This window comes from Pseudoalteromonas sp. NZS100_1, from assembly GCF_015864285.1.
GTDB lineage: Bacteria > Pseudomonadota > Gammaproteobacteria > Enterobacterales > Alteromonadaceae > Pseudoalteromonas > Pseudoalteromonas arctica.
Window position 1 is genome coordinate 13172 of sequence record NZ_JADYXN010000020.1, and the last position, 18605, is coordinate 31776.

Annotated in this window: 21 protein-coding genes; 18 read left to right on the top strand and 3 right to left on the bottom strand. The window is 38.6% G+C overall.

The genetic code is table 11. The annotated features are described in order from the left end of the window. Positions 1-30: 30 nt before the first annotated feature. Positions 31-756: a membrane protein gene (locus I6F66_RS13600; protein WP_024591693.1), complete on the bottom strand. Its 726-nt coding sequence runs from the start codon at positions 754-756 to the stop codon at positions 31-33. Positions 757-1069: 313 nt separating this feature from the next. Between I6F66_RS13600 and I6F66_RS13605 the strand changes: the two genes are divergently transcribed. Beyond that, positions 1070-1450 carry a hypothetical protein gene (locus I6F66_RS13605; RefSeq protein WP_008138697.1) on the top strand — a complete coding sequence of 127 codons (381 nt, stop codon included), beginning with the start codon at positions 1070-1072 and terminating at the stop codon, positions 1448-1450. Here the strand turns inward: I6F66_RS13605 and I6F66_RS13610 are convergent, their stop codons facing one another. Continuing rightward, a complete protein-coding gene (locus I6F66_RS13610) occupies positions 1451-1891 on the bottom strand; it encodes a PaaI family thioesterase (protein ID WP_007584940.1) in 441 nt (146 codons plus the stop codon). A gap of 167 nt (positions 1892-2058) precedes the next feature. Between I6F66_RS13610 and lexA the strand changes: the two genes are divergently transcribed. From lexA to I6F66_RS13635, 5 genes are all read left to right on the top strand, one after another. Further along, positions 2059-2676 carry a transcriptional repressor LexA gene (lexA, locus tag I6F66_RS13615; RefSeq protein WP_197209366.1) on the top strand — a complete coding sequence of 206 codons (618 nt, stop codon included), beginning with the start codon at positions 2059-2061 and terminating at the stop codon, positions 2674-2676. A gap of 483 nt (positions 2677-3159) precedes the next feature. After that, positions 3160-4302: a cytochrome c oxidase subunit II gene (coxB, locus tag I6F66_RS13620; protein WP_024594300.1), complete on the top strand. Its 1143-nt coding sequence runs from the start codon at positions 3160-3162 to the stop codon at positions 4300-4302. Then, positions 4302-5894: a cytochrome c oxidase subunit I gene (ctaD, locus tag I6F66_RS13625; protein WP_197209367.1), complete on the top strand. Its 1593-nt coding sequence runs from the start codon at positions 4302-4304 to the stop codon at positions 5892-5894. The genes coxB and ctaD overlap by 1 nt, the downstream gene beginning before the upstream one ends. Then, positions 5894-6424 (top strand): cytochrome c oxidase assembly protein, encoded by a 531-nt coding sequence (locus I6F66_RS13630; protein WP_002959612.1) that lies wholly within the window; start codon positions 5894-5896, stop codon positions 6422-6424. Before ctaD ends, I6F66_RS13630 begins: the two co-directional genes overlap by 1 nt. Positions 6425-6459: 35 nt before the next feature. Continuing rightward, positions 6460-7335: a cytochrome c oxidase subunit 3 gene (locus I6F66_RS13635; protein WP_024594298.1), complete on the top strand. Its 876-nt coding sequence runs from the start codon at positions 6460-6462 to the stop codon at positions 7333-7335. On the opposite strand, the gene I6F66_RS22810 is transcribed toward I6F66_RS13635, so the two are convergent. Continuing rightward, the gene (locus I6F66_RS22810; RefSeq protein WP_076916441.1) at positions 7238-7546 is read right to left on the bottom strand and encodes a DUF2909 family protein; all 309 of its coding nucleotides are present in this window, start codon (positions 7544-7546) and stop codon (positions 7238-7240) included. The two genes, I6F66_RS13635 and I6F66_RS22810, sit on opposite strands and share 98 nt — an antisense overlap. 14 nt (positions 7547-7560) lie before the next feature. Between I6F66_RS22810 and I6F66_RS13645 the strand changes: the two genes are divergently transcribed. The 12 genes from I6F66_RS13645 to cheD all read left to right on the top strand — a co-directional run bounded on the left by I6F66_RS13645 (position 7561) and on the right by cheD (position 18601). Then, entirely contained in the window at positions 7561-8301 is a 741-nt protein-coding gene (locus I6F66_RS13645) for an SURF1 family protein (protein WP_197119879.1), read from the top strand. Next, a complete protein-coding gene (locus I6F66_RS13650; protein ID WP_197161254.1) occupies positions 8291-8785 on the top strand; it encodes a transmembrane cytochrome oxidase associated protein in 495 nt (164 codons plus the stop codon). Before I6F66_RS13645 ends, I6F66_RS13650 begins: the two co-directional genes overlap by 11 nt. A 28-nt stretch (positions 8786-8813) precedes the next feature. Beyond that, positions 8814-9803: a heme A synthase gene (locus I6F66_RS13655; RefSeq protein WP_197119880.1), complete on the top strand. Its 990-nt coding sequence runs from the start codon at positions 8814-8816 to the stop codon at positions 9801-9803. A 12-nt stretch (positions 9804-9815) separates the two neighbouring features. Further along, a complete protein-coding gene (gene cyoE, locus I6F66_RS13660) occupies positions 9816-10745 on the top strand; it encodes a heme o synthase (RefSeq protein ID WP_024594295.1) in 930 nt (309 codons plus the stop codon). Then, positions 10742-11359 carry an SCO family protein gene (locus I6F66_RS13665; protein WP_197161252.1) on the top strand — a complete coding sequence of 206 codons (618 nt, stop codon included), beginning with the start codon at positions 10742-10744 and terminating at the stop codon, positions 11357-11359. Before cyoE ends, I6F66_RS13665 begins: the two co-directional genes overlap by 4 nt. Positions 11360-11511: 152 nt before the next feature. After that, positions 11512-11784 (top strand): STAS domain-containing protein, encoded by a 273-nt coding sequence (locus I6F66_RS13670; protein ID WP_197209368.1) that lies wholly within the window; start codon positions 11512-11514, stop codon positions 11782-11784. A gap of 8 nt (positions 11785-11792) precedes the next feature. Further along, a complete protein-coding gene (locus I6F66_RS13675; RefSeq protein WP_007584956.1) occupies positions 11793-12155 on the top strand; it encodes a response regulator in 363 nt (120 codons plus the stop codon). Between the two features lie 10 nt (positions 12156-12165). Further along, entirely contained in the window at positions 12166-14256 is a 2091-nt protein-coding gene (locus I6F66_RS13680; protein ID WP_007584958.1) for a chemotaxis protein CheA, read from the top strand. Beyond that, on the top strand, positions 14253-14738 hold the full coding sequence (locus I6F66_RS13685) for a chemotaxis protein CheW (protein WP_197209369.1): 486 nt from the start codon (positions 14253-14255) through the stop codon (positions 14736-14738). Before I6F66_RS13680 ends, I6F66_RS13685 begins: the two co-directional genes overlap by 4 nt. A 45-nt stretch (positions 14739-14783) precedes the next feature. Continuing rightward, positions 14784-17090 carry a methyl-accepting chemotaxis protein gene (locus I6F66_RS13690; protein ID WP_197209370.1) on the top strand — a complete coding sequence of 769 codons (2307 nt, stop codon included), beginning with the start codon at positions 14784-14786 and terminating at the stop codon, positions 17088-17090. A gap of 79 nt (positions 17091-17169) precedes the next feature. After that, entirely contained in the window at positions 17170-18000 is an 831-nt protein-coding gene (locus tag I6F66_RS13695) for a protein-glutamate O-methyltransferase CheR (protein WP_165740890.1), read from the top strand. Then, the gene (gene cheD, locus I6F66_RS13700) at positions 17984-18601 is read left to right on the top strand and encodes a chemoreceptor glutamine deamidase CheD (protein WP_007584962.1); all 618 of its coding nucleotides are present in this window, start codon (positions 17984-17986) and stop codon (positions 18599-18601) included. Before I6F66_RS13695 ends, cheD begins: the two co-directional genes overlap by 17 nt. Positions 18602-18605: the final 4 nt, after the last annotated feature.

Here is an 18605-nt window from a genome sequence, read left to right on the forward strand (position 1 = left end):
GAGTGCGCTAGTTCTTAAAAATCAATATGACTACTTTGATTTATTCTTACTTTTAATTCGGATAAATCGTTTTAGTCGTATGTTTTGCATAAGTAGTAATATTCCACTTAGGCAAAAAAGTACGCTGGTTGCTGCAAAACTAATAAGCAGCGGATTATTAAAATCCTCTCGCTCATCGTAATCCATAATATGTAACATCCAAAAAAAGTCGAAAATTCGCCATAGTGTGCTGCGAACGGTGACAACTCTGCCGTTATTTTCTGACAAGTACAGTGTTGTGTTAAATGTGTCGTCAAATTGTACCTGCCAAACATTGGTTTTATATCCAACTTCTCGCATACCTTGCTTTAGCAGTACAGCGCTTGTCACTTGAGCATCAATAAGTAGGTGTGCTTTAGCATTTGCGGTAATTTGTATTTTAGTTGGCGGCTCAAAAGGCCGGCCTGTTATACCGTTAAAGCTTTGCTGTTCATCTTTATTTATTACTGTAATTATAGGTGTGGTTAAAAAGTTCTCAAAAATTATTTGTGTTGGATTAACCACCTGAGATGCAATATCGTTAAGGGAGGCAACATAATCAGCCTGCGTAAATGGGTTATTAAGAGTACGTGTTGCAAGATGCTCCCCATGAACTTTATCAAGAGGAATAGCGCTCATGACTAAACCGCCTAATAGCCAAGCTAAAATTTGTAATGTGAGCAAATAACCGAGCCATTTATGTAACTTGCGAGCATACTTAAATATTTTTTTATTCATGTTTTAGTCTTATTATTTTTAGAGGCTAGTTTATTACATTAATGGGATTAGTTACTGCGACATTTTGTCGCAGTTTAAACTATAGCTTACTGTAATCATTTAAAAATAAAAAAGATTACACTTAAATTGCTAACATGACTTATTTGTTTAATTGAGCTGAGTGTTTGATATCCAGCTAGCTTTAAACGCTAAAAAATACTTAAAAGCTGCGAAATATCTATATAAAGTGGTTAATAGAGCATAGTTGATTTGGTATAACGGTAAAACTGCGTTAAAGTTTGCAATGAAATTATTAGAGGATAAATACGAAACGATGTCGGAAATTCAATTTTTAAATGTAGATCTTGAGCTTGAATCAAAGCAAGATATTAGTTTGCTAGTGGCAGACTTGAAAAAAGTCGCGACGATTTTACATTATGACAAAGACGAATACCGTCAATTAGCGCGTATTGAAGCAACAGGTGTAGTAAACACGCCTGACAAAGCAATAAACCATATATGTGAGCTTATTGAATCGTGTTCGCGTAACGCGCTAAAGCAATGGTTAAGCTGTTCACGTAGAACGTTTGATATTGGTTTTGAATCAGGCACTTCCCCTAAGTGCTTTAATCAAGCCTTAGATGCAGATACATTACTACGTATATCTGCGATTGGTGCGGGTATGGAAATTACAATTTACCCAATCGAAAAGTAACTATCTTCGCTCTACGACTGCTGCGGTCATTTTTGATACGCAGCACAGCTCATTGCGGCTATTTGTAATTTTTATTTCCCACACTGAACTACGTTTGCCAATATGAAACGCTCTTGCCGTTGCTGTTAAAGTGCCGTTGCGAGATGCTTTTAAATGACTTGCGCTAATTTCCTGCCCCACGCAGTAAAATTTTGTAAAATCGACAACAAAGTTAGCTGCATAGCTGGCAACTGTTTCGGCAAGTACAACGTTAGCACCGCCGTGAACCATTCCCATTGGGTTATGATGCTCAGGAATTGCCGGCATAGTGGCTACTAAGTAATCATCACCAATTTCAGTGACTTCTATTCCCATGGTTTTCATTAATGTTCCTTGGCCATCAATGCCTTGTTCTAACTGCTTGCACAGCTCTAAAGTGATGGGCTGGTACCAAATACTCATAATGACTCCTTTGCTTTTTTAATCATTTATAAACCTAGCGTTAGTTATATCCCTAAAATGTACACAAGTGAAATTACTTTGGCTATTTTAAGGCTTAATTTAAATTTGCGATTTTTATTTAACTGTATATACTCACAGTTAAATGTACTGTATGGAAAACCAGTTGTATGCGACCATTAACGAACCGCCAAGCTCAAATACTCGAACTAATTAAAGTTTTTATTAAAGACACTGGTATGCCTCCTACACGTGCTGAAATAGCGCAAACATTAGGTTTTAAAAGTGCCAATGCTGCTGAAGAACATTTAAAAGCACTTGCTAAAAAAGGCGCAATTAAAATGAAACCAGGTGCAAGCCGTGGTATTCAGTTAATTGAAGAAGAAGAGCCAGAACAATTAGGTTTACCGCTTATAGGGCGTGTTGCTGCTGGTTCACCTATTTTGGCGCAAGAGCACGTTGAAAGTCACTGCAAAATCGATCCATTAATGTTTAAACCGGCTGCAGATTTTTTACTACGCGTTAACGGTATGAGCATGAAAGATATTGGTATTATGGATGGTGATTTACTTGCTGTACATCGTACTCAAACCGCTGAAAACGGGCAAGTTGTTGTTGCCCGCCTAGACGAAGACGTAACTGTAAAACGTCTTGAGAAAGCGGGTTGTAAAGTATTACTTCATGCTGAAAACGACGATTTTGAATCTATTGAAGTAGATCTTGAGAATGAGTCTTTTAATATTGAAGGCTTAGCCGTTGGCGTTATAAGAAACGCTGATTGGATGTGACTTTAAAAATAGCTTTTAAACAAGCAGTTTTATAAATGCGTACTAATTAGTACGCATTTTCTGTTTTAAATTCGCACTAAAAATAGGGCATAAATAGCTCACTGACAATTTAAGCTGTAAACTTTTTTGCACTTATATTTTCCCCCTCCGAATGCGTTAAACCCCTTTGTTTTGCTCATCTTTTGAACTTCCTGTTACCTAGTTGGTTACTGATTTTTTATTAATTACTCAATATCACCTGATTGTTTTTTATACTAAAACTTGCTTGTTGTTCATTTTTTAGCTAATTATTAATGTGCTGAGCTAATAATAACTCACAGCTTTTTAGTTTTGAGAACACACAATATACACAAACCCGTTGTTGGCGCAGCAAAACCAATCAATATTAAATGAGATTGACTAAAAAAATAAAAATAACGAATTGGCGTTTAAGCCGTATGCCTCTTCGCTTTGCATTCGCAATAGCATCAAAGGAGCCGTCACATGGGTAAACTGACCTCTACCTTGTGGCTTATATTATGTGTTTTTTCGCACCCAGTTTTGGCTAACAGCCAATACAATATGCGCAAAGGCGTAACCGATATAAGCAATAATGTATATCAGCTGCACATGACCATATTTATAATATGTTGTGTGATTGGGGTGATAGTGTTCGCAATTATGTTTTGGGCACTTATTCATCACCGTAAATCTAAAGGGGCTGTACCTGCCCAATTTCACGAAAGCACTAAAGTAGAAATACTTTGGACTGCAATCCCGTTTGTTATTTTAATTGCTATGGCAGTACCAGCCACTAAAACCCTAATTGCAATGGAAGATGCCAGCAAAGCTGATCTCACTATTAAAATTACAGGCTCGCAATGGAAATGGCATTATGAATATATGGGTGAAGATGTAGAGTTCTACTCTATTTTATCTACCCCGCAAGATGAAATAGCGAATCTTGCAGATAAAAATCCTAACTACTTACTTGAGGTTGATAAACCTCTCGTACTGCCAATAAATCAAAAAGTACGATTTTTAATGACTTCTGACGATGTTATTCACTCTTGGTGGGTACCTGATTTTGCAGTTAAAAAAGATGCGAATCCCGGCTTTATAAACGAAACATGGACGAACATAAACGAAGAAGGTACTTACCGAGGCCAATGTGCTGAGTTGTGTGGTAAAGATCATGGCTTTATGCCCGTTGTGGTGGTCGCTAAATCTGAGGCTGATTTTAAAACGTGGCTTGCAGATGCAAAGCAAGCTAAACAAAAAGCAGCATTAGCAGATGCCGCATTACTTGATAAAACCCTCCCAAAAGAAGAATTAATGACTTTAGGCGAACAAGTATATATGGCCAATTGTGCTGCATGTCATCAGCCTACTGGCATGGGGTTACCGGGTGTATTTCCTGCACTTAAAGGCAGCCCTATAGTGCTTGGCGATATAAAAGATCACATTGATGTAGTTATCCATGGGCGACCCGGTACGGCAATGCAAGCATTTGCCAAACAGTTATCTATAAAGCAATTAGCAGCGGTTATTACTTATAAACGTAATGCGTGGGGTAATGATACGGGTGATGTTATTCAACCGAGTCAAATACAGGCAGCACTTGATGCCAAAGTGGAGGCGAACTAATGAGTAGCATAGTAGAACAATCTAACGCCAATGAAGCTCATCATGCTCATCACCCAGCTAAAGGTTTTAAACGCTGGCTTTACACAACTAATCATAAAGATATAGGTAGTTTATATTTAATTTTTTCGCTGACCATGTTCTTAATTGGTGGTGGAATGGCCATGGTGATCAGAGCTGAATTATTTCAACCAGGTTTACAGTTGGTCGATCCTCACTTTTTTAATCAAATGACCACAGTGCATGGTTTAATTATGGTGTTTGGTGCGGTTATGCCGGCCTTTACAGGCCTTGCTAACTGGATGATACCACTCATGATTGGCGCGCCAGATATGGCATTGCCAAGAATGAATAACTGGAGCTTTTGGATTTTACCGTTTGCGTTTTTAATCCTATTGGCATCGTTATTTATGCCTGGTGGGGGTCCTGCATTTGGTTGGACTTTTTATGCACCACTGTCTACAACATACAGTAATGATAATACTGCATTGTTTGTATTTGCCGTACATATTATGGGGATTAGTTCAATAATGGGCGCAATCAATGTGATTGTAACCATAGTGAACTTACGTGCCCCAGGCATGACATGGATGAAGTTGCCCTTATTTGTATGGACGTGGTTAATTACTGCCTTTTTATTAATAGCGGTAATGCCAGTGCTTGCAGGAGCTGTCACTATGGTACTTACCGATAAGTATTTTGCGACCAGCTTTTTTGATGCCGCAGGCGGTGGCGACCCGGTGATGTTCCAACACATTTTTTGGTTTTTTGGTCATCCCGAAGTATACATAATGATTCTTCCTGCCTTTGGCATTATATCTACAATAGTACCTACCTTTTCTCGTAAAAAACTTTTTGGCTATGCCTCAATGGTATACGCCACATCCTCCATAGCACTATTGAGCTTTATTGTATGGGCTCATCATATGTTTACCACTGGGATGCCGGTCGCTGGCGAGTTGTTTTTTATGTACGCGACCATGCTTATATCGGTACCTACAGGAGTAAAAGTATTTAATTGGGTTGCCACAATGTGGAAAGGCTCAATAACTTTTGAAGTGCCAATGCTTTTTAGTATTACGTTTATTGTGCTGTTTACCTTAGGTGGCTTTTCGGGTTTGATGCTGGCAATTACACCTGCTGACTTTCAGTACCACGATACTTATTTTGTAGTGGCGCATTTTCATTATGTATTAGTAACAGGGGCTGTGTTTTCGATAATGGCAGGTGCTTATTATTGGCTACCCAAATGGACAGGCAACATGTTTAATATCACGCTAGCTAAATGGCATTTTTGGCTATCGCTGGTGAGTGTGAACGTACTGTTTTTTCCTATGCATTTTGTAGGGCTTGCCGGTATGCCGCGTCGAATTCCCGATTATGCACTTCAATTTGCCGACTTTAACGCAATCATAAGTATTGGTGGATTTGCCTTTGGTTTATCGCAATTGTTGTTTGTAGCTGTGGTAATTAAATGCGCGCGTGGCGGTGATAAAGTGCCTGCAAAAGTATGGGAAGGGGCAGAAGGGCTTGAGTGGGAAGTTGACTCTCCAGCGCCATATCATACTTTTTCTACGCCGCCGGTAATTAAGTAATGACACACGCACCGCTACTCAAACGTTTGGTACTTATTTGCATAGGCATGTTTGCCTTTGCCTTTGCTTTAGTACCTTTGTATGACGTGTTTTGTGATGTAACAGGGCTTAATGGAAAACCTTCGCTTGAGCAAGCAGAGCAAAGTACACAAATAGTACAAAACCGAGAAGTCGGCGTTAGCTTTACTACTCACGCACAAAGTGGTGCACCGTTTGAAGTTAAATCAAAAGAATACAGTGTAGTGGTAAAACCCGGTGCAATGCGTGAAGTAATGTTTAGTGCTAAAAATAACAGCAACCTAGATAAAGTAATGCAGGCTGTACCATCAGTCTCGCCAGGTAAAGCGGCAAAGTATTTACACAAAATAGCCTGTTTTTGCTTTGATCAGCAACCTCTAAAAGCAGGGGAAGAACTTGAATTTAAATTACTTTTTTATGTTGATACCGCACTGCCGAGCGATATTGAAGAATTAACTTTATCTTATACCGTATTTGATATTAGTGAACAGCTGGTGGCAAGTAACAACTAGCTTTTTAAACTAGTGTGAAACTAGGAGTAAATAAAATGAATCAAGAATATGAGCATTATTACGTACCTGAGCAAAGCCCATGGCCTATTGTAGGTGCTGTTGCATTGTTTTTTATTGCAGTAGGGGCAGGCTTGACTGTTATGAGTGTAGGTAAAGAAGGTGGTAGCGGGGTTTATCTGCTTTATGCCGGTATTGCTGTACTTGTGTATATGTTGTTTAGCTGGTTTAAAAATGTAATTAATGAATCGGACCAAGGTTTGTACTCAGCACAAATGGATCGCTCTTTTAGACAAGGTATGAGCTGGTTTATTTTTTCTGAAGTTATGTTTTTTATGGCCTTTTTTGGTGCGCTTTTTTATGCACGCGTATTGTCGGTACCTTGGCTTGGAGGCGCAGGCAATAATGCAATGACTAACGAGGTTTTATGGCCAACTTTCGAAGCTGTTTGGCCGCTAGTTTCAACACCTGCTGGTGAAACTACTCAAGCTATGGGCTGGCAAGGCTTACCGCTTATAAATACCTTAATACTGCTTACTTCCTCAGTTACTTTACATTTTGCCCACGTAGCGATGGAAAACAATAAACGCACTCCACTTAAAGTTTTTTTAGGCGCTACTATTTTATTGGGCGTTTGCTTTTTAGGGCTGCAAGTTGAGGAGTACATGCATGCATATAATGACCTTAACCTAACGCTAGATGCGGGCATTTACGGTAATACGTTCTTTTTATTGACTGGTTTTCATGGCATGCATGTAACGTTAGGAACCGTACTTTTATTTGTAATATTTTTACGGATATTAAAAGGGCACTTTACTAAAGATAAGCATTTTGCTTTTCAAGCAGCTGCTTGGTATTGGCACTTTGTTGATGTGGTGTGGCTGTGTTTGTTTGTATTTGTATATGTGCTGTAGCGTTTATTGGCGAATTATTTGCTTTAATAAAACCAAGTTTAAGCGCTGCAATAACAACAACTAAAACAACGACCGAAAACAATACGCGACGACCTAAAAAGTGAGACATAGGTCGTCCCCCAGTTTTCCCTGACACCATAATAAACAATGCTCTAAATAAGTTAAAAAGTATAAATATTAACAACAGTACGATAATAATTTTAATAATCACTGAGTTGACCCTTTATGCAGTTAGTTTTATGGTACAAACAAAAGCTTAGTTCACTAATCACACTTTGTATGGTTGTGGTTGTTGTACTTGTGTGTGTGCGACTAGGATTTTGGCAGTTGGAGCGGGGTGAGCAAAAACAGCAGCAACTAACCGCTATTGCTAAGCAACATACTCGTGGTGTGATGAGTTGGTCTCAATTACATAACCTGCCTGATAGCTGGAACAAAACAGGTGTATTGGTTGAGTTAAAAGGGCGGTTTGTACAAAACCAATATTGGCTTTTAGATAATCAAGTTTATAACGGACAAGTAGGGTACGACCTACTTGCTTTACTAAAGCCAGCCAGCGAAGAAAAAGTGATTTTAGTTAATTTAGGATGGGTAAAAGCTCCTATATCTAGAGATACACTGCCAAAGGTTACTCTGCCTACAGGTGTTTTTATTCTTAAAGCGCAAATAAAAGAAAATAACCTAAGTAGCTTTACGCTTGAAGATAAAACTATAAATAACGACTTGCCTACAAGAATCCAATCTATCGACTTGAATATGCTGAACACTCAAAGCCAGCAATCATTAATTAATTTTATGGCTTACAGACAAGGTACTGGTGATGAGATTGCAACACCTCATTATGAGGCAGTTGTTATGAGCCCTCAAAAGCATAATGCCTACGCTGTGCAATGGTTTTTAATTGCTATTGCATGTGCTGTTGTGGCTATTTTTGCGAGTAAAAAAAGGACACATAATGAAAAATAACCCCCTTGTGTTGTTTGTGGGCTGCTGCGCTATCCCATTAATTTTGGCATATGGCGCATTAAAGTTTGATTGGTTGCCTACTGCAATTACTAATAATGGCGAGTTTTTAAGGCAAGAAATAAAACTTAAAAATTGGCCGCAAAATAATCCCAAGCAATGGACTATCGCACTTAATTATTCAAACGAATGTAACACCCCATGCAGCGAACAACTCAATGCACTTAATAATTTATATGTGGCACTTGGTAAAAACCAAGGCAAGGTTGATATGGCTGTAATGGGAAGTCCCTACAATAAAAACCTACCATGGAAAATTATTACCGAGCAACAGAGTTTAAATCCTGCAAGTTTGTATTTGATTGATCATATGGGGTTAGTGGTACTTGAATATCCCTTTAAGGTCGAGCCACAAGAAAACCGTTTAGTACAAAAAGGGTTATTAAAAGATCTAAAAAAATTACTTAACTATTCTCGTTCTAGCTAACTAAGTTGAGCTTAAGTTGGAGTATCTGATGTATAAAAATTATAAAAACTTAGTATTAATAACAGGATTACTCGCTTTGATTGTAGTTGCTTTAGGTGCGTACACCCGCTTAAGTGATGCAGGTTTAGGGTGCCCCGATTGGCCTGGTTGTTATGGTTTTTTAACGGTACCTAAGCATGAGGCTGACATAGCCTTAGCAACTCAAAGCTACCCCGATATGATGTTCGAAACCGCAAAAGCGTGGAAAGAAATGATTCATCGCTACTTTGCAGGTGCTTTAGGCTTACTTATTTTAGGTTTATTTGTGTTGGCTTTTTTAAAACGCCAATATCCAACTACGCCAGTTAAATTGCCTTTGGCTTTACTTCTACTAGTGGTGTTTCAGGCTGCTCTTGGTATGTGGACAGTAACCATGAACCTTCAGCCGCTTATTGTAATGGGCCACTTATTAGGTGGCTTTAGTATTTTGTCACTTATAACGCTTTTATATTTACGGCTAACCGCAAAACCTATTATGGGTGGCGATAGCGGCGCAAAACGCTATTTCGGTTTAAGTTTAGTAGCGCTCAGTGTATTAATTATCCAAATTGCACTTGGTGGTTGGCTGGCTGCAAATTACGCCGCTCCACATTGTAGTGGTTTGCCATTGTGTAATTACGCACAACCGTTTTCATTGAGTAGCGTATTTCAATTACCACTTGAGCACAGTAATTATGAGTTTGGTGTGTTATCGCAGCAAGCGCGTATGTCTATTCATTTATTACATCGCATTTGGGCACTCGTTACTTGCATTGTTCTGGCGTTAATTATGTGGAAAATATACAGCCAAGCGCACTCTAAAAAAATTAAAAATTGCGTTGTGAGTGTATTACTTGTTTTGCTTTGCCAAATTAGCTTAGGGCTTATTTTAGTACATTGGCATATCCCGTTGGGAGTTGCACTGGCGCATAACTTGATGGCAGCCATACTGTTATTAAGCATAGTTAGGTTGTGTTATTACCTAAAATCACGCACATAAAGGGGAAATATGATGGCACTTATAATAGATAAAAAAATACTGCTACCCGTTAATACTCAATCGCTAATTTCGCGTACTCATAGTTTGCTGCAAGACTACTTAGCAATTAGTAAATTTAAAGTGGTAGCTATGTTGGTGCTAACAGCTTGGGTTGGTTTAGCGCTGGCTCCCGATGTAGGGCGCGGTATGGTCGTACAGTTTATTAGCTTGTTAGGTATAGGGCTACTTTCTGCTGCTGCAGCGGTTATTAATCATGTAGTTGATAGCGAGATAGACTCAAAAATGGCACGGACTCGTCATCGCCCTGTGGCTAAAGGGCGTTTAAGTAAAACACATGCGCTTAGTTTTGCAGCTGTTATTGGGGTTGCTGGTTTTATTATGCTAATGGTGTGGGCTAATACCTTAACCGCTATATTAACGTTATTTGCATTGGTAGGTTATGCATTTGTTTATACATCATTTTTAAAGCGTGCTACACCGCAAAATATTGTTATAGGTGGGTTGGCTGGCGCAATGCCTCCATTATTAGGTTGGGTGTCAGAAACAAACCAAATGGCAGCAGCCCCTTGGTTACTTGTAATGATAATATTTACCTGGACTCCGCCACACTTTTGGGCGCTGGCTATAGCACGAAAAAGTGATTACGAACGCGCTAAAATCCCTATGTTACCAGTAACCCATGGAATCGACTTTTGTAAAACGTGCGTCGTTGCTTACTCTGTTTTACTCGCTGTAGTTTGCGTATTGCCTTATTTAATTGGTATGTCTGGATTAATCTATTTGATAGGTGCATGTGTATTAAATGCAGTGTTTATATATAAAGCCGTCAAATTAAAAATTGCTGGAAATGATGAGACTGCAATGGACTTATTTCGTTTTTCGATTATTCATTTAATGGTACTCTTCGTAATCTTATTTATAGATAAATGGCTCCCTTTATGAAGCAGTTATGGCTTGGATTAATCGTTGTTTTAGTTTTGTTTTTATCGGCATGTTCAAACGAAAATAGTCCGCCAGATGTCGATGCATTAGTTTACGAAAATGCAAAGCCACTGTCTGATTTTACGCTAAACGATCAGCGCGGTGAATTAGTGACTAAGCAACAATTTGTAGGACAGTGGAATTTAGTATTTTTAGGCTATACAAGCTGTCCAGATATTTGTCCATTAACACTTGCTAAGTTAAATGCTGTTTATAAAAACTTACAAGCAGATTATCCGCTGCAAATTTGGTTTTTATCGGTTGATCCAAAACGCGATACACCAGCTAAACGAAAGCAATATATAGATTACTTTAACCCAGACTTTTTAGCTGTATCAGGGGAACATAAACACCTTTTTCCTGTTGTTCGAGAGCTTGGTTTAATTTACGCCATTAGCGATAGTAGTGAATCAGAATATGCTGTTGATCATAGTGCCTCGGTCGCTATGGTTGATCAAAATGGAGCCGTTAGAGCTATTTTTAAACCAGAATTTAAACAAGGTAGTGTGCCATTAATTAATGCGACGACTTTAACGCAAGAGTTTAAAAAAATAGCTGATTACTATAAAAACTAGTTTTTTACTTTTTACCAATTTTAAAGGAGCTTTAGGCTCCTTTTTTTGTATTTTAACGACAGGTTAAATTTAATTAAGCATTTTATGGCAATTTTAATAACTAGGGCTAAGCTTTTGTTATGAATTGAATTGACAGGGAATGCACTTACTAAATGCTAAAACTTCCGAGCGAACTTGCTATTACGCAAGTTGAAACACTACATCAAGACTTACTACACGAACTCAATAGCAACGATGATATCTGTCTTGATATTAACGATGTGATTTCTGCTGATACTGCCTCAATTCAACTTTTATGCGCCTTACAAAAACACCTACTTACTATACAGCACAAAATAATATGGATAGGCAGTAGCGAGGCCTTAACGCATACAATTAATAAACTTGGCTTAAGCCAATACTTAACAACCGAAAGTAAAAGTTAGGGGTATATATGAAAAGAATTTTAGCGGTTGATGATTCAGCATCGATGCGTCAAATGGTGAGCTTTACATTAAAAACTGCCGGGTTTGATGTAACCGAAGCTAAGGATGGCAGTGAAGCTCTCGCTATTGCCAAGCAACAAGACTTTGATGCCGTGATCTCAGATGTAAACATGCCAATAATGGATGGAATTACATTAATACGAGAGCTGCGTACTTTACCTAGTTATAAATTTACACCACTACTGATGCTTACTACAGAGTCGGGCTTAGAAAAAAAGATAGAGGGTAAAGCTGCTGGTGCAACAGGTTGGATTGTAAAACCATTTAATCCCGATCAGCTACTAGCGGTAATTAAAAAAGTTATTCGCTAAGGAGCGCAGTGTGAGTATAGATTTAAGTCAATTTTTTGAAGTTTTCTTTGAAGAGAGTTTTGAAGGCCTAGATACCATGGAGGCTGAGCTATTAAACTTAGTGCCAGGTGAGGAAGATTTAGAAACTATCAACACTATTTTTAGAGCTGCTCACTCAATAAAAGGAGGCAGTGGCACTTTTGGCTTTAGCTCCGTTGCTGACTTTACTCATGTACTTGAAACACTACTGGATCAAATTCGCCAAGGTGAACGAGAGCTTAGTACCGAGCATGTCAATTTATTACTCAAAGCTGTGGATTGCTTGCGCGCTTTACTTGCTGCACTTCAAGGTGAGCAAGAGCCAGATTTAACTGAGGCAGATTTGTTAAAAGTACAATTTGAACATGTACTTGGAATGAAAAACGAAACACAAGAGAATAAACCTCAAAGCTGTGAAGAGCAAACAAGTAGTAACACCTATCAAATAGACTTTAAACCCCATCATCATTTATTTAAAACAGGAAACGAGCCACTGTATATGATCAGTGAGCTTGAAGAGCTAGGTGAGTTAGAAACCACAGTATTTTACGATGAAGTTCCAGAAATCACCGATTTAAGTAGTGATGAATGCTTTTTACATTGGCGCTTTTTTTTAGATACTAGCCATGATGAAAAAGCCATAAAAGAAGTATTTGAATGGGTAGAAGACGATGCCGACATAAAAATTGAATTATGCGGAGGCTTATTTGGCAATGATGAGCAAATACAACCTAATCAAGGTGAGATATCTAAAGCTGTTGAGCTTGAAACATCCGATTTAATAAAAGTAGCTGAGCTACCTAGTAAGCCAAAGCAACCCGCTGCTAATAAAGATAAAAAACCTGCAAGTACACCAGAGTCTACCTCCATTCGAGTTGGTATTGATAAAGTTGATTCGTTAATAAATATGGTAGGTGAACTTGTTATTACACAAGCGATGCTCAATCAGCTTAGCGAACAAGAAATCACACCAGCCACAATCACTTTACTACAAGAAGGTCTAGCGCAACTTGCCCATAATACGCGTGATTTACAAGAAAATGTGATGCGCATTCGTATGCTGCCAATAAACTTTGTATTTAGTCGTTTTCCTCGATTAGTGCGAGATATAGCGCAAAAACTAAATAAGCAAGTTGAGCTAAAGTTGATTGGAGAGCAAACCGAGCTTGATAAAACAGTAATGGAAAAAATATCCGATCCTATGGTGCATTTAGTGAGGAACTCACTTGATCATGGATTAGAGACTGTTGAGCAAAGACTGGCGGCAGGTAAAGATCCCGTTGGCACAGTAACCTTAAATGCGTTTCATCAGGGTGGAAACATTGTTATTGAAATAATGGATGATGGGCAGGGGTTAAATACAAAAAAAATAAAAGAAAAAGCCATCGCTAACGAATTAATCTCAGCTGATAACCATCTCAGTGACGATGAAATAAATGAGCTTATTTTTATGCCCGGCTTTTCGACAGTGGATGAGGTAAGTGACTTATCTGGTCGTGGAGTTGGGATGGATGTAGTTAAGCGAAATATTCAATCATTAAATGGCTCAGTAGAGGTAACCTCAGCGCCCGGTGTTGGTTCTACGTTTACTATTAGATTACCACTTACTCTCGCTATTTTAGATGGGCAATTAGTTAAGGTGGCTCAGCATACTTATATTATCCCGCTCATTTCTATTGTGGAATCTCTGCAAATTGATATTGCTAAAGTGAGTCGAGTGGGTAAAAACCTTGATGTATTGAGGCTTCGGGACGAATACATTCCTATTTTAAGGCTCTACGATATTTTTAATCATAAAAATGCCATTGAATCACTCGATAAAACGCTGCTTGTTGTTGTAGAAACAGATAACCAAAAGGTGGGTTTATTAGTTGATGATTTACTGTCTCAACAACAGGTTGTTATTAAAAGTTTAGAGGCTAACTATCATAAAGTTGATGGCGTATCGGGAGCCACTATTTTAGGCGATGGGCGTGTATCGCTGATTGTGGACATTAGCGGCTTAATAAAGCTCTCAGGTTTAAAAAAACCAGGTAGCCAAGAATTAACGATTGAAACGCAAGCCACTTTGGAGGCGTTATGAGCTCAGAGCAAAGCCAGTTAAGTAATCAATTAAACCTTCAGCAACGGCAAGGTGTAAAACAGTTTTTAACTTTTATTATGGCTGATGAAGAATACGGCGTTGATATTTTAACAGTACAAGAAATTCGCAGTTGGGAAGAAATTACAGTACTGCCCAATGCGCCTGAATTTGTAAAAGGCGTTATTAATTTACGTGGAACAATAGTGCCAATTATTGATTTACGGTTGCGCTTTGGATTACCAAGTGTCGACTATGGGCCATTAACGGTGGTTATCGTTGTTAAAATAGAATTTGAACTAGGTAGTAAAATTATAGGTGTTGCTGTTGATGCCGTTTCTGATGTTTACAGTATTGCGGAGCAAGATGCGAAAGCTGTTCCTAGTTTATCTGAGTCGAATAATTGTGAATATGTAGCTGGGTTGGTGAATGTTGGTGAAAAAATGGTAGCGCTAATTGACCTGCAAAAAACAATGAATATTTAGCAAATAGAAACTAAATGAATAATAAACTTAAAGGTGGTGATGAGCATGGGATGGTTTAGTAATCCAAAGCAGTCAAAATCAAGTAATGATTTAATTGTAGACGCATTGAATAAATCATTAGCGGTGATTGAGTTTGAACCTAACGGAAAAATAATTACTGCAAATATGAATTTTCTAAACGCGATGGGCTATCGCCTTGAAGAGGTTCAAGGCCAGCATCACTCTATGTTTGTTGACTCTGATGAGGCTCAGGGCAACGATTATAAGAACTTTTGGCAACGCCTGCGTAATGGCGAGTTTATCTCAGATGAGTTTAAGCGTAATGCAAAAGGTGGAGCTGAGGTATGGATCCAAGCAACTTATAACCCAATTGTTGATGAGCAAGGGCAAGTATTAAAAGTAGTTAAATTTGCCACCGACGTGACCGAGCAAAAGTTAATAGCAGCAGAAGCCTCAGGGCAAATTAGTGCTATAAGTAAATCTCAAGCGGTTATCGAGTTTAATTTAGATGGCACTATTATTGATGCCAATGATAACTTTTTAAATGCACTTGGTTATCAACTTAGCGAGATTAAAGGTCAGCACCATAGGCTTTTTATTGAACCCGAACATGCAAATAGTATCGAATATAAAGAATTTTGGGCCAAACTAGGTCGTGGTGAATTTGATTCAGGGGAATATTTAAGAATAGGGAAGCAGGGTCAGGAGGTTTGGATTCAAGCATCTTATAACCCAATTTATGATATGAACGGCAAGCCGTTTAAAGTGATTAAATACGCATCTGATATTACTGAACAAAAAGAGCTTGAAAAAGCATCTCGCAAAGCAGCCGATTTAGCAAATGCGCTTAAAGTTTGCCAAGCGAACGTAATGATTGCTGATGAAGACCTTAATATAGTATTCGTGAACGATCGTGTTCAGCAAATGCTAAAAGTCCGCGAAAAAGAATTACAAACTGTATTACCAAGCTTTTCTGTTGATAATTTAATTGGCACCTGTGTTGATGATTTTCATAAGCACCCTAATCATCAGCGCGATTTATTAAAAAATCTCGATAAGCCTCATAAAGCCGAATTACTTTTAGCGGGTGTCACTTTCACCTTGATTGCTTCACCTTGGATTAGCCAAGATGGAAAGCATTTAGGCACCATTGTTGAGTGGGAAGATAGGACCAATGAGGTTGCGCTTGAAAAAGAAATAGCCGAACTTATTAGCGCTGCAGGTAATGGCGAATTAGATACAAGAGTCGCGGAAGAAGGCAAGGAAGGATTCTTTTTACGTTTGGCTCAAGGGCTAAATAGATTAGTTAAAATAGTTGATGATGCAGTTGCTGACACGGGCAGTATGCTCGATGCGATGGCAAATGGTGATTTATCAAAACGAGTTGAAAAAGAATATAAAGGCTCATTTGATAAACTCAAACGCGATGCTAATGCTACGGCAGATAAGTTAACGGAAGTGATTAATCGCATTAATTCATCGGCAACGCTTGTAGCCAGTGGTGCAGAGGAAATCTCTCAAGGTAATGCTGATTTAAGCCAACGTACAGAAGAGCAAGCCTCGTCACTTGAAGAAACAGCGTCGAGCATGGAAGAGATGACTAGCACCGTTCGCCAAAATGCTGATAACGCAAAAGTGGCAAACGATTTAGCAGAAGAAACATGCGAAAAGGCGATTCAAGGTGGTGAGGTTGTAAATAGAGCAGTTACGAGCATGTCGGCAATTAATGAGTCGAGCAAGAAAATTGCAGATATTATTGGTGTCATTGACGAAATAGCATTTCAAACTAACTTATTAGCGCTTAATGCTGCAGTAGAGGCTGCAAGGGCTGGTGAACAAGGTCGAGGCTTTGCGGTTGTTGCAGGTGAAGTTCGTAATTTAGCACAGCGCTCTGCAGGCGCAGCGAAAGAAATTAAAGAGTTAATAAGAGATAGTGTAGGCAAAGTAGCTGATGGCTCTCAATTAGTTAATGAGTCGGGCGCTACACTTAAAGAGATTGTTGTATCGGTACAAAGAGTGACGCAAATGATTTCTGATATTACAGAGGCATCTGAGGAACAAAGTGCGGGTATTGAACAAGTTAATACCGCCATCTCACAGATGGACGAAATGACGCAACAAAATGCCGCCTTAGTAGAGCAAGCCTCTGCCGCTGGCGAGTCTATGGCTGAGCAAGCTAATGAGATGCGCCAACTACTCAACTTTTTCTCAATAGGTCAGCAAGAGATGGCGATGATTTCGCCGACTATGCGCACACCTAAATTATCTCATAAGTCGCAAAGCAGTTTTGTAAGTAATAAACCCAAAGGCGATAACTTTGTAGACTCTGCTGATGAATGGGAAGAATTTTAACAACCAATCTTCTTATATACCTCGCTGAATACATAATCACAGCGAGGTATTATTTGGCAGGCTAAATTGAGAGCGAACAATGAAAGAGTTTTTGTGTACCGACCGCGACTTTAAAGAAATTGCCAGTTTAGTTTATAGCGCATGTGGAATTGTATTAGGTGAGCATAAGCGAGAGATGGTTTATTCACGCTTAGCAAGACGTATTAGAGAGCGAAAACTAACTGACTTTAAAGCCTATTTAGAGTATTTAAATAGCCATAAAGATCAGGAGTTTGATGCCTTTATTAATGCAATAACAACTAACTTAACGTCTTTTTTTCGTGAAATACACCACTTTGAATTTATAGAATCTGAGCTTGTACCTGCTCTCTTAAAGGCAAATAAAAATAGTAAGCGAGTAAGAATCTGGTCTGCAGGTTGCTCAACAGGAGAAGAGCCCTACAGTTTGGCGATGACTTTAAATAATGCATTTCCGAGCAATTGGGATGTAAAAATACTAGCAACCGATTTAGATTCTAATGTATTGGCAAAAGCACAAAAGGGTATTTACACCGCAGCGAATGTTAACGGCTTAGATGACGTGCAACTTAAGCGTTGGTTTTTAAAAAGTAAAGACGGTGAAAACTATAAAGTTAAAGATAGGCTAAAAGAGTCTATTTCATTCAAGCGTTTAAACTTATTGCAAGATTGGCCAATGAAAGGATCATTTGATCTTATTTTATGTCGTAATGTTGTTATTTACTTTGATAAAGAAACAAAAGATCAGCTTTTTAAGCGTTACGCCAATATATTAAATGAACAAGGTTATTTGTTTTTAGGTCACTCAGAAAGTATGGGAAAAGAGCATACGCAATTTAAAAATTTAGGGAAAACTATGTACCAAAAGGGACAAAATGCACGCAGAGTTTAGGCCGGTATTACCTAACTTTGAACATATTAAACGATATTGGGACTCGGGCCGAGGTAGCGTTGTTGCTAAAGTGCTTCCGGGTGAGTTTTATGTTTCTAAAAATAATGAGCTGATCTCTACAGTTCTGGGTTCGTGTATTGCGGCTTGTGTTTACGATGAAGTACTAGGGATTGGGGGCATGAATCACTTTATGTTACCAATTCAAAAGGGAGTAGAACTTAAGAATGCGCATAGTTTAAGTTGTCGGTATGGCAATTGGGCTATGGAGTATCTTATAAACGAAGTTTTAAAAAATGGTGCATCTCGCCGTAACCTAAAAGTAAAACTTTTTGGTGGGGGTAAAATTATTAGTGCGATGACTGATATAGGGCTGGGTAATATTAGTTTTGCAGCGGCGTATATTAAAGAAGAGGCATTAAATCTAGTTGCCCACGATATGGGTGGACCATGGCCACGAAAAATATTTTTTCATCCGAACACCGGTAAAGTTCATATGAAAAAACTTAAAAACCTACATAATAATACGATTGAAAAACGCGAAGTCCGTTACTTACAAAACCTTAAAAAGCAAGAAGTAGTAACTGATATAGAGCTGTTTTAGGAGT

What these genes read in the sequence shown, in the direction of transcription:
- I6F66_RS13600 (WP_024591693.1), bottom strand. Translation starts at nt 756, where the DNA reads ATGAATAAAAAAATATTTAAGTATGCTCGCAAGTTACATAAATGGCTC.
- I6F66_RS13605 (WP_008138697.1), top strand. Translation starts at nt 1,070, where the DNA reads ATGTCGGAAATTCAATTTTTAAATGTAGATCTTGAGCTTGAATCAAAG.
- I6F66_RS13610 (WP_007584940.1), bottom strand. Translation starts at nt 1,891, where the DNA reads ATGAGTATTTGGTACCAGCCCATCACTTTAGAGCTGTGCAAGCAGTTA.
- lexA (WP_197209366.1), top strand. Translation starts at nt 2,059, where the DNA reads ATGCGACCATTAACGAACCGCCAAGCTCAAATACTCGAACTAATTAAA.
- coxB (WP_024594300.1), top strand. Translation starts at nt 3,160, where the DNA reads ATGGGTAAACTGACCTCTACCTTGTGGCTTATATTATGTGTTTTTTCG.
- ctaD (WP_197209367.1), top strand. Translation starts at nt 4,302, where the DNA reads ATGAGTAGCATAGTAGAACAATCTAACGCCAATGAAGCTCATCATGCT.
- I6F66_RS13630 (WP_002959612.1), top strand. Translation starts at nt 5,894, where the DNA reads ATGACACACGCACCGCTACTCAAACGTTTGGTACTTATTTGCATAGGC.
- I6F66_RS13635 (WP_024594298.1), top strand. Translation starts at nt 6,460, where the DNA reads ATGAATCAAGAATATGAGCATTATTACGTACCTGAGCAAAGCCCATGG.
- I6F66_RS13645 (WP_197119879.1), top strand. Translation starts at nt 7,561, where the DNA reads ATGCAGTTAGTTTTATGGTACAAACAAAAGCTTAGTTCACTAATCACA.
- I6F66_RS13650 (WP_197161254.1), top strand. Translation starts at nt 8,291, where the DNA reads ATGAAAAATAACCCCCTTGTGTTGTTTGTGGGCTGCTGCGCTATCCCA.
- I6F66_RS13655 (WP_197119880.1), top strand. Translation starts at nt 8,814, where the DNA reads ATGTATAAAAATTATAAAAACTTAGTATTAATAACAGGATTACTCGCT.
- cyoE (WP_024594295.1), top strand. Translation starts at nt 9,816, where the DNA reads ATGGCACTTATAATAGATAAAAAAATACTGCTACCCGTTAATACTCAA.
- I6F66_RS13665 (WP_197161252.1), top strand. Translation starts at nt 10,742, where the DNA reads ATGAAGCAGTTATGGCTTGGATTAATCGTTGTTTTAGTTTTGTTTTTA.
- I6F66_RS13670 (WP_197209368.1), top strand. Translation starts at nt 11,512, where the DNA reads ATGCTAAAACTTCCGAGCGAACTTGCTATTACGCAAGTTGAAACACTA.
- I6F66_RS13675 (WP_007584956.1), top strand. Translation starts at nt 11,793, where the DNA reads ATGAAAAGAATTTTAGCGGTTGATGATTCAGCATCGATGCGTCAAATG.
- I6F66_RS13685 (WP_197209369.1), top strand. Translation starts at nt 14,253, where the DNA reads ATGAGCTCAGAGCAAAGCCAGTTAAGTAATCAATTAAACCTTCAGCAA.
- I6F66_RS13690 (WP_197209370.1), top strand. Translation starts at nt 14,784, where the DNA reads ATGGGATGGTTTAGTAATCCAAAGCAGTCAAAATCAAGTAATGATTTA.
- I6F66_RS13695 (WP_165740890.1), top strand. Translation starts at nt 17,170, where the DNA reads ATGAAAGAGTTTTTGTGTACCGACCGCGACTTTAAAGAAATTGCCAGT.
- cheD (WP_007584962.1), top strand. Translation starts at nt 17,984, where the DNA reads ATGCACGCAGAGTTTAGGCCGGTATTACCTAACTTTGAACATATTAAA.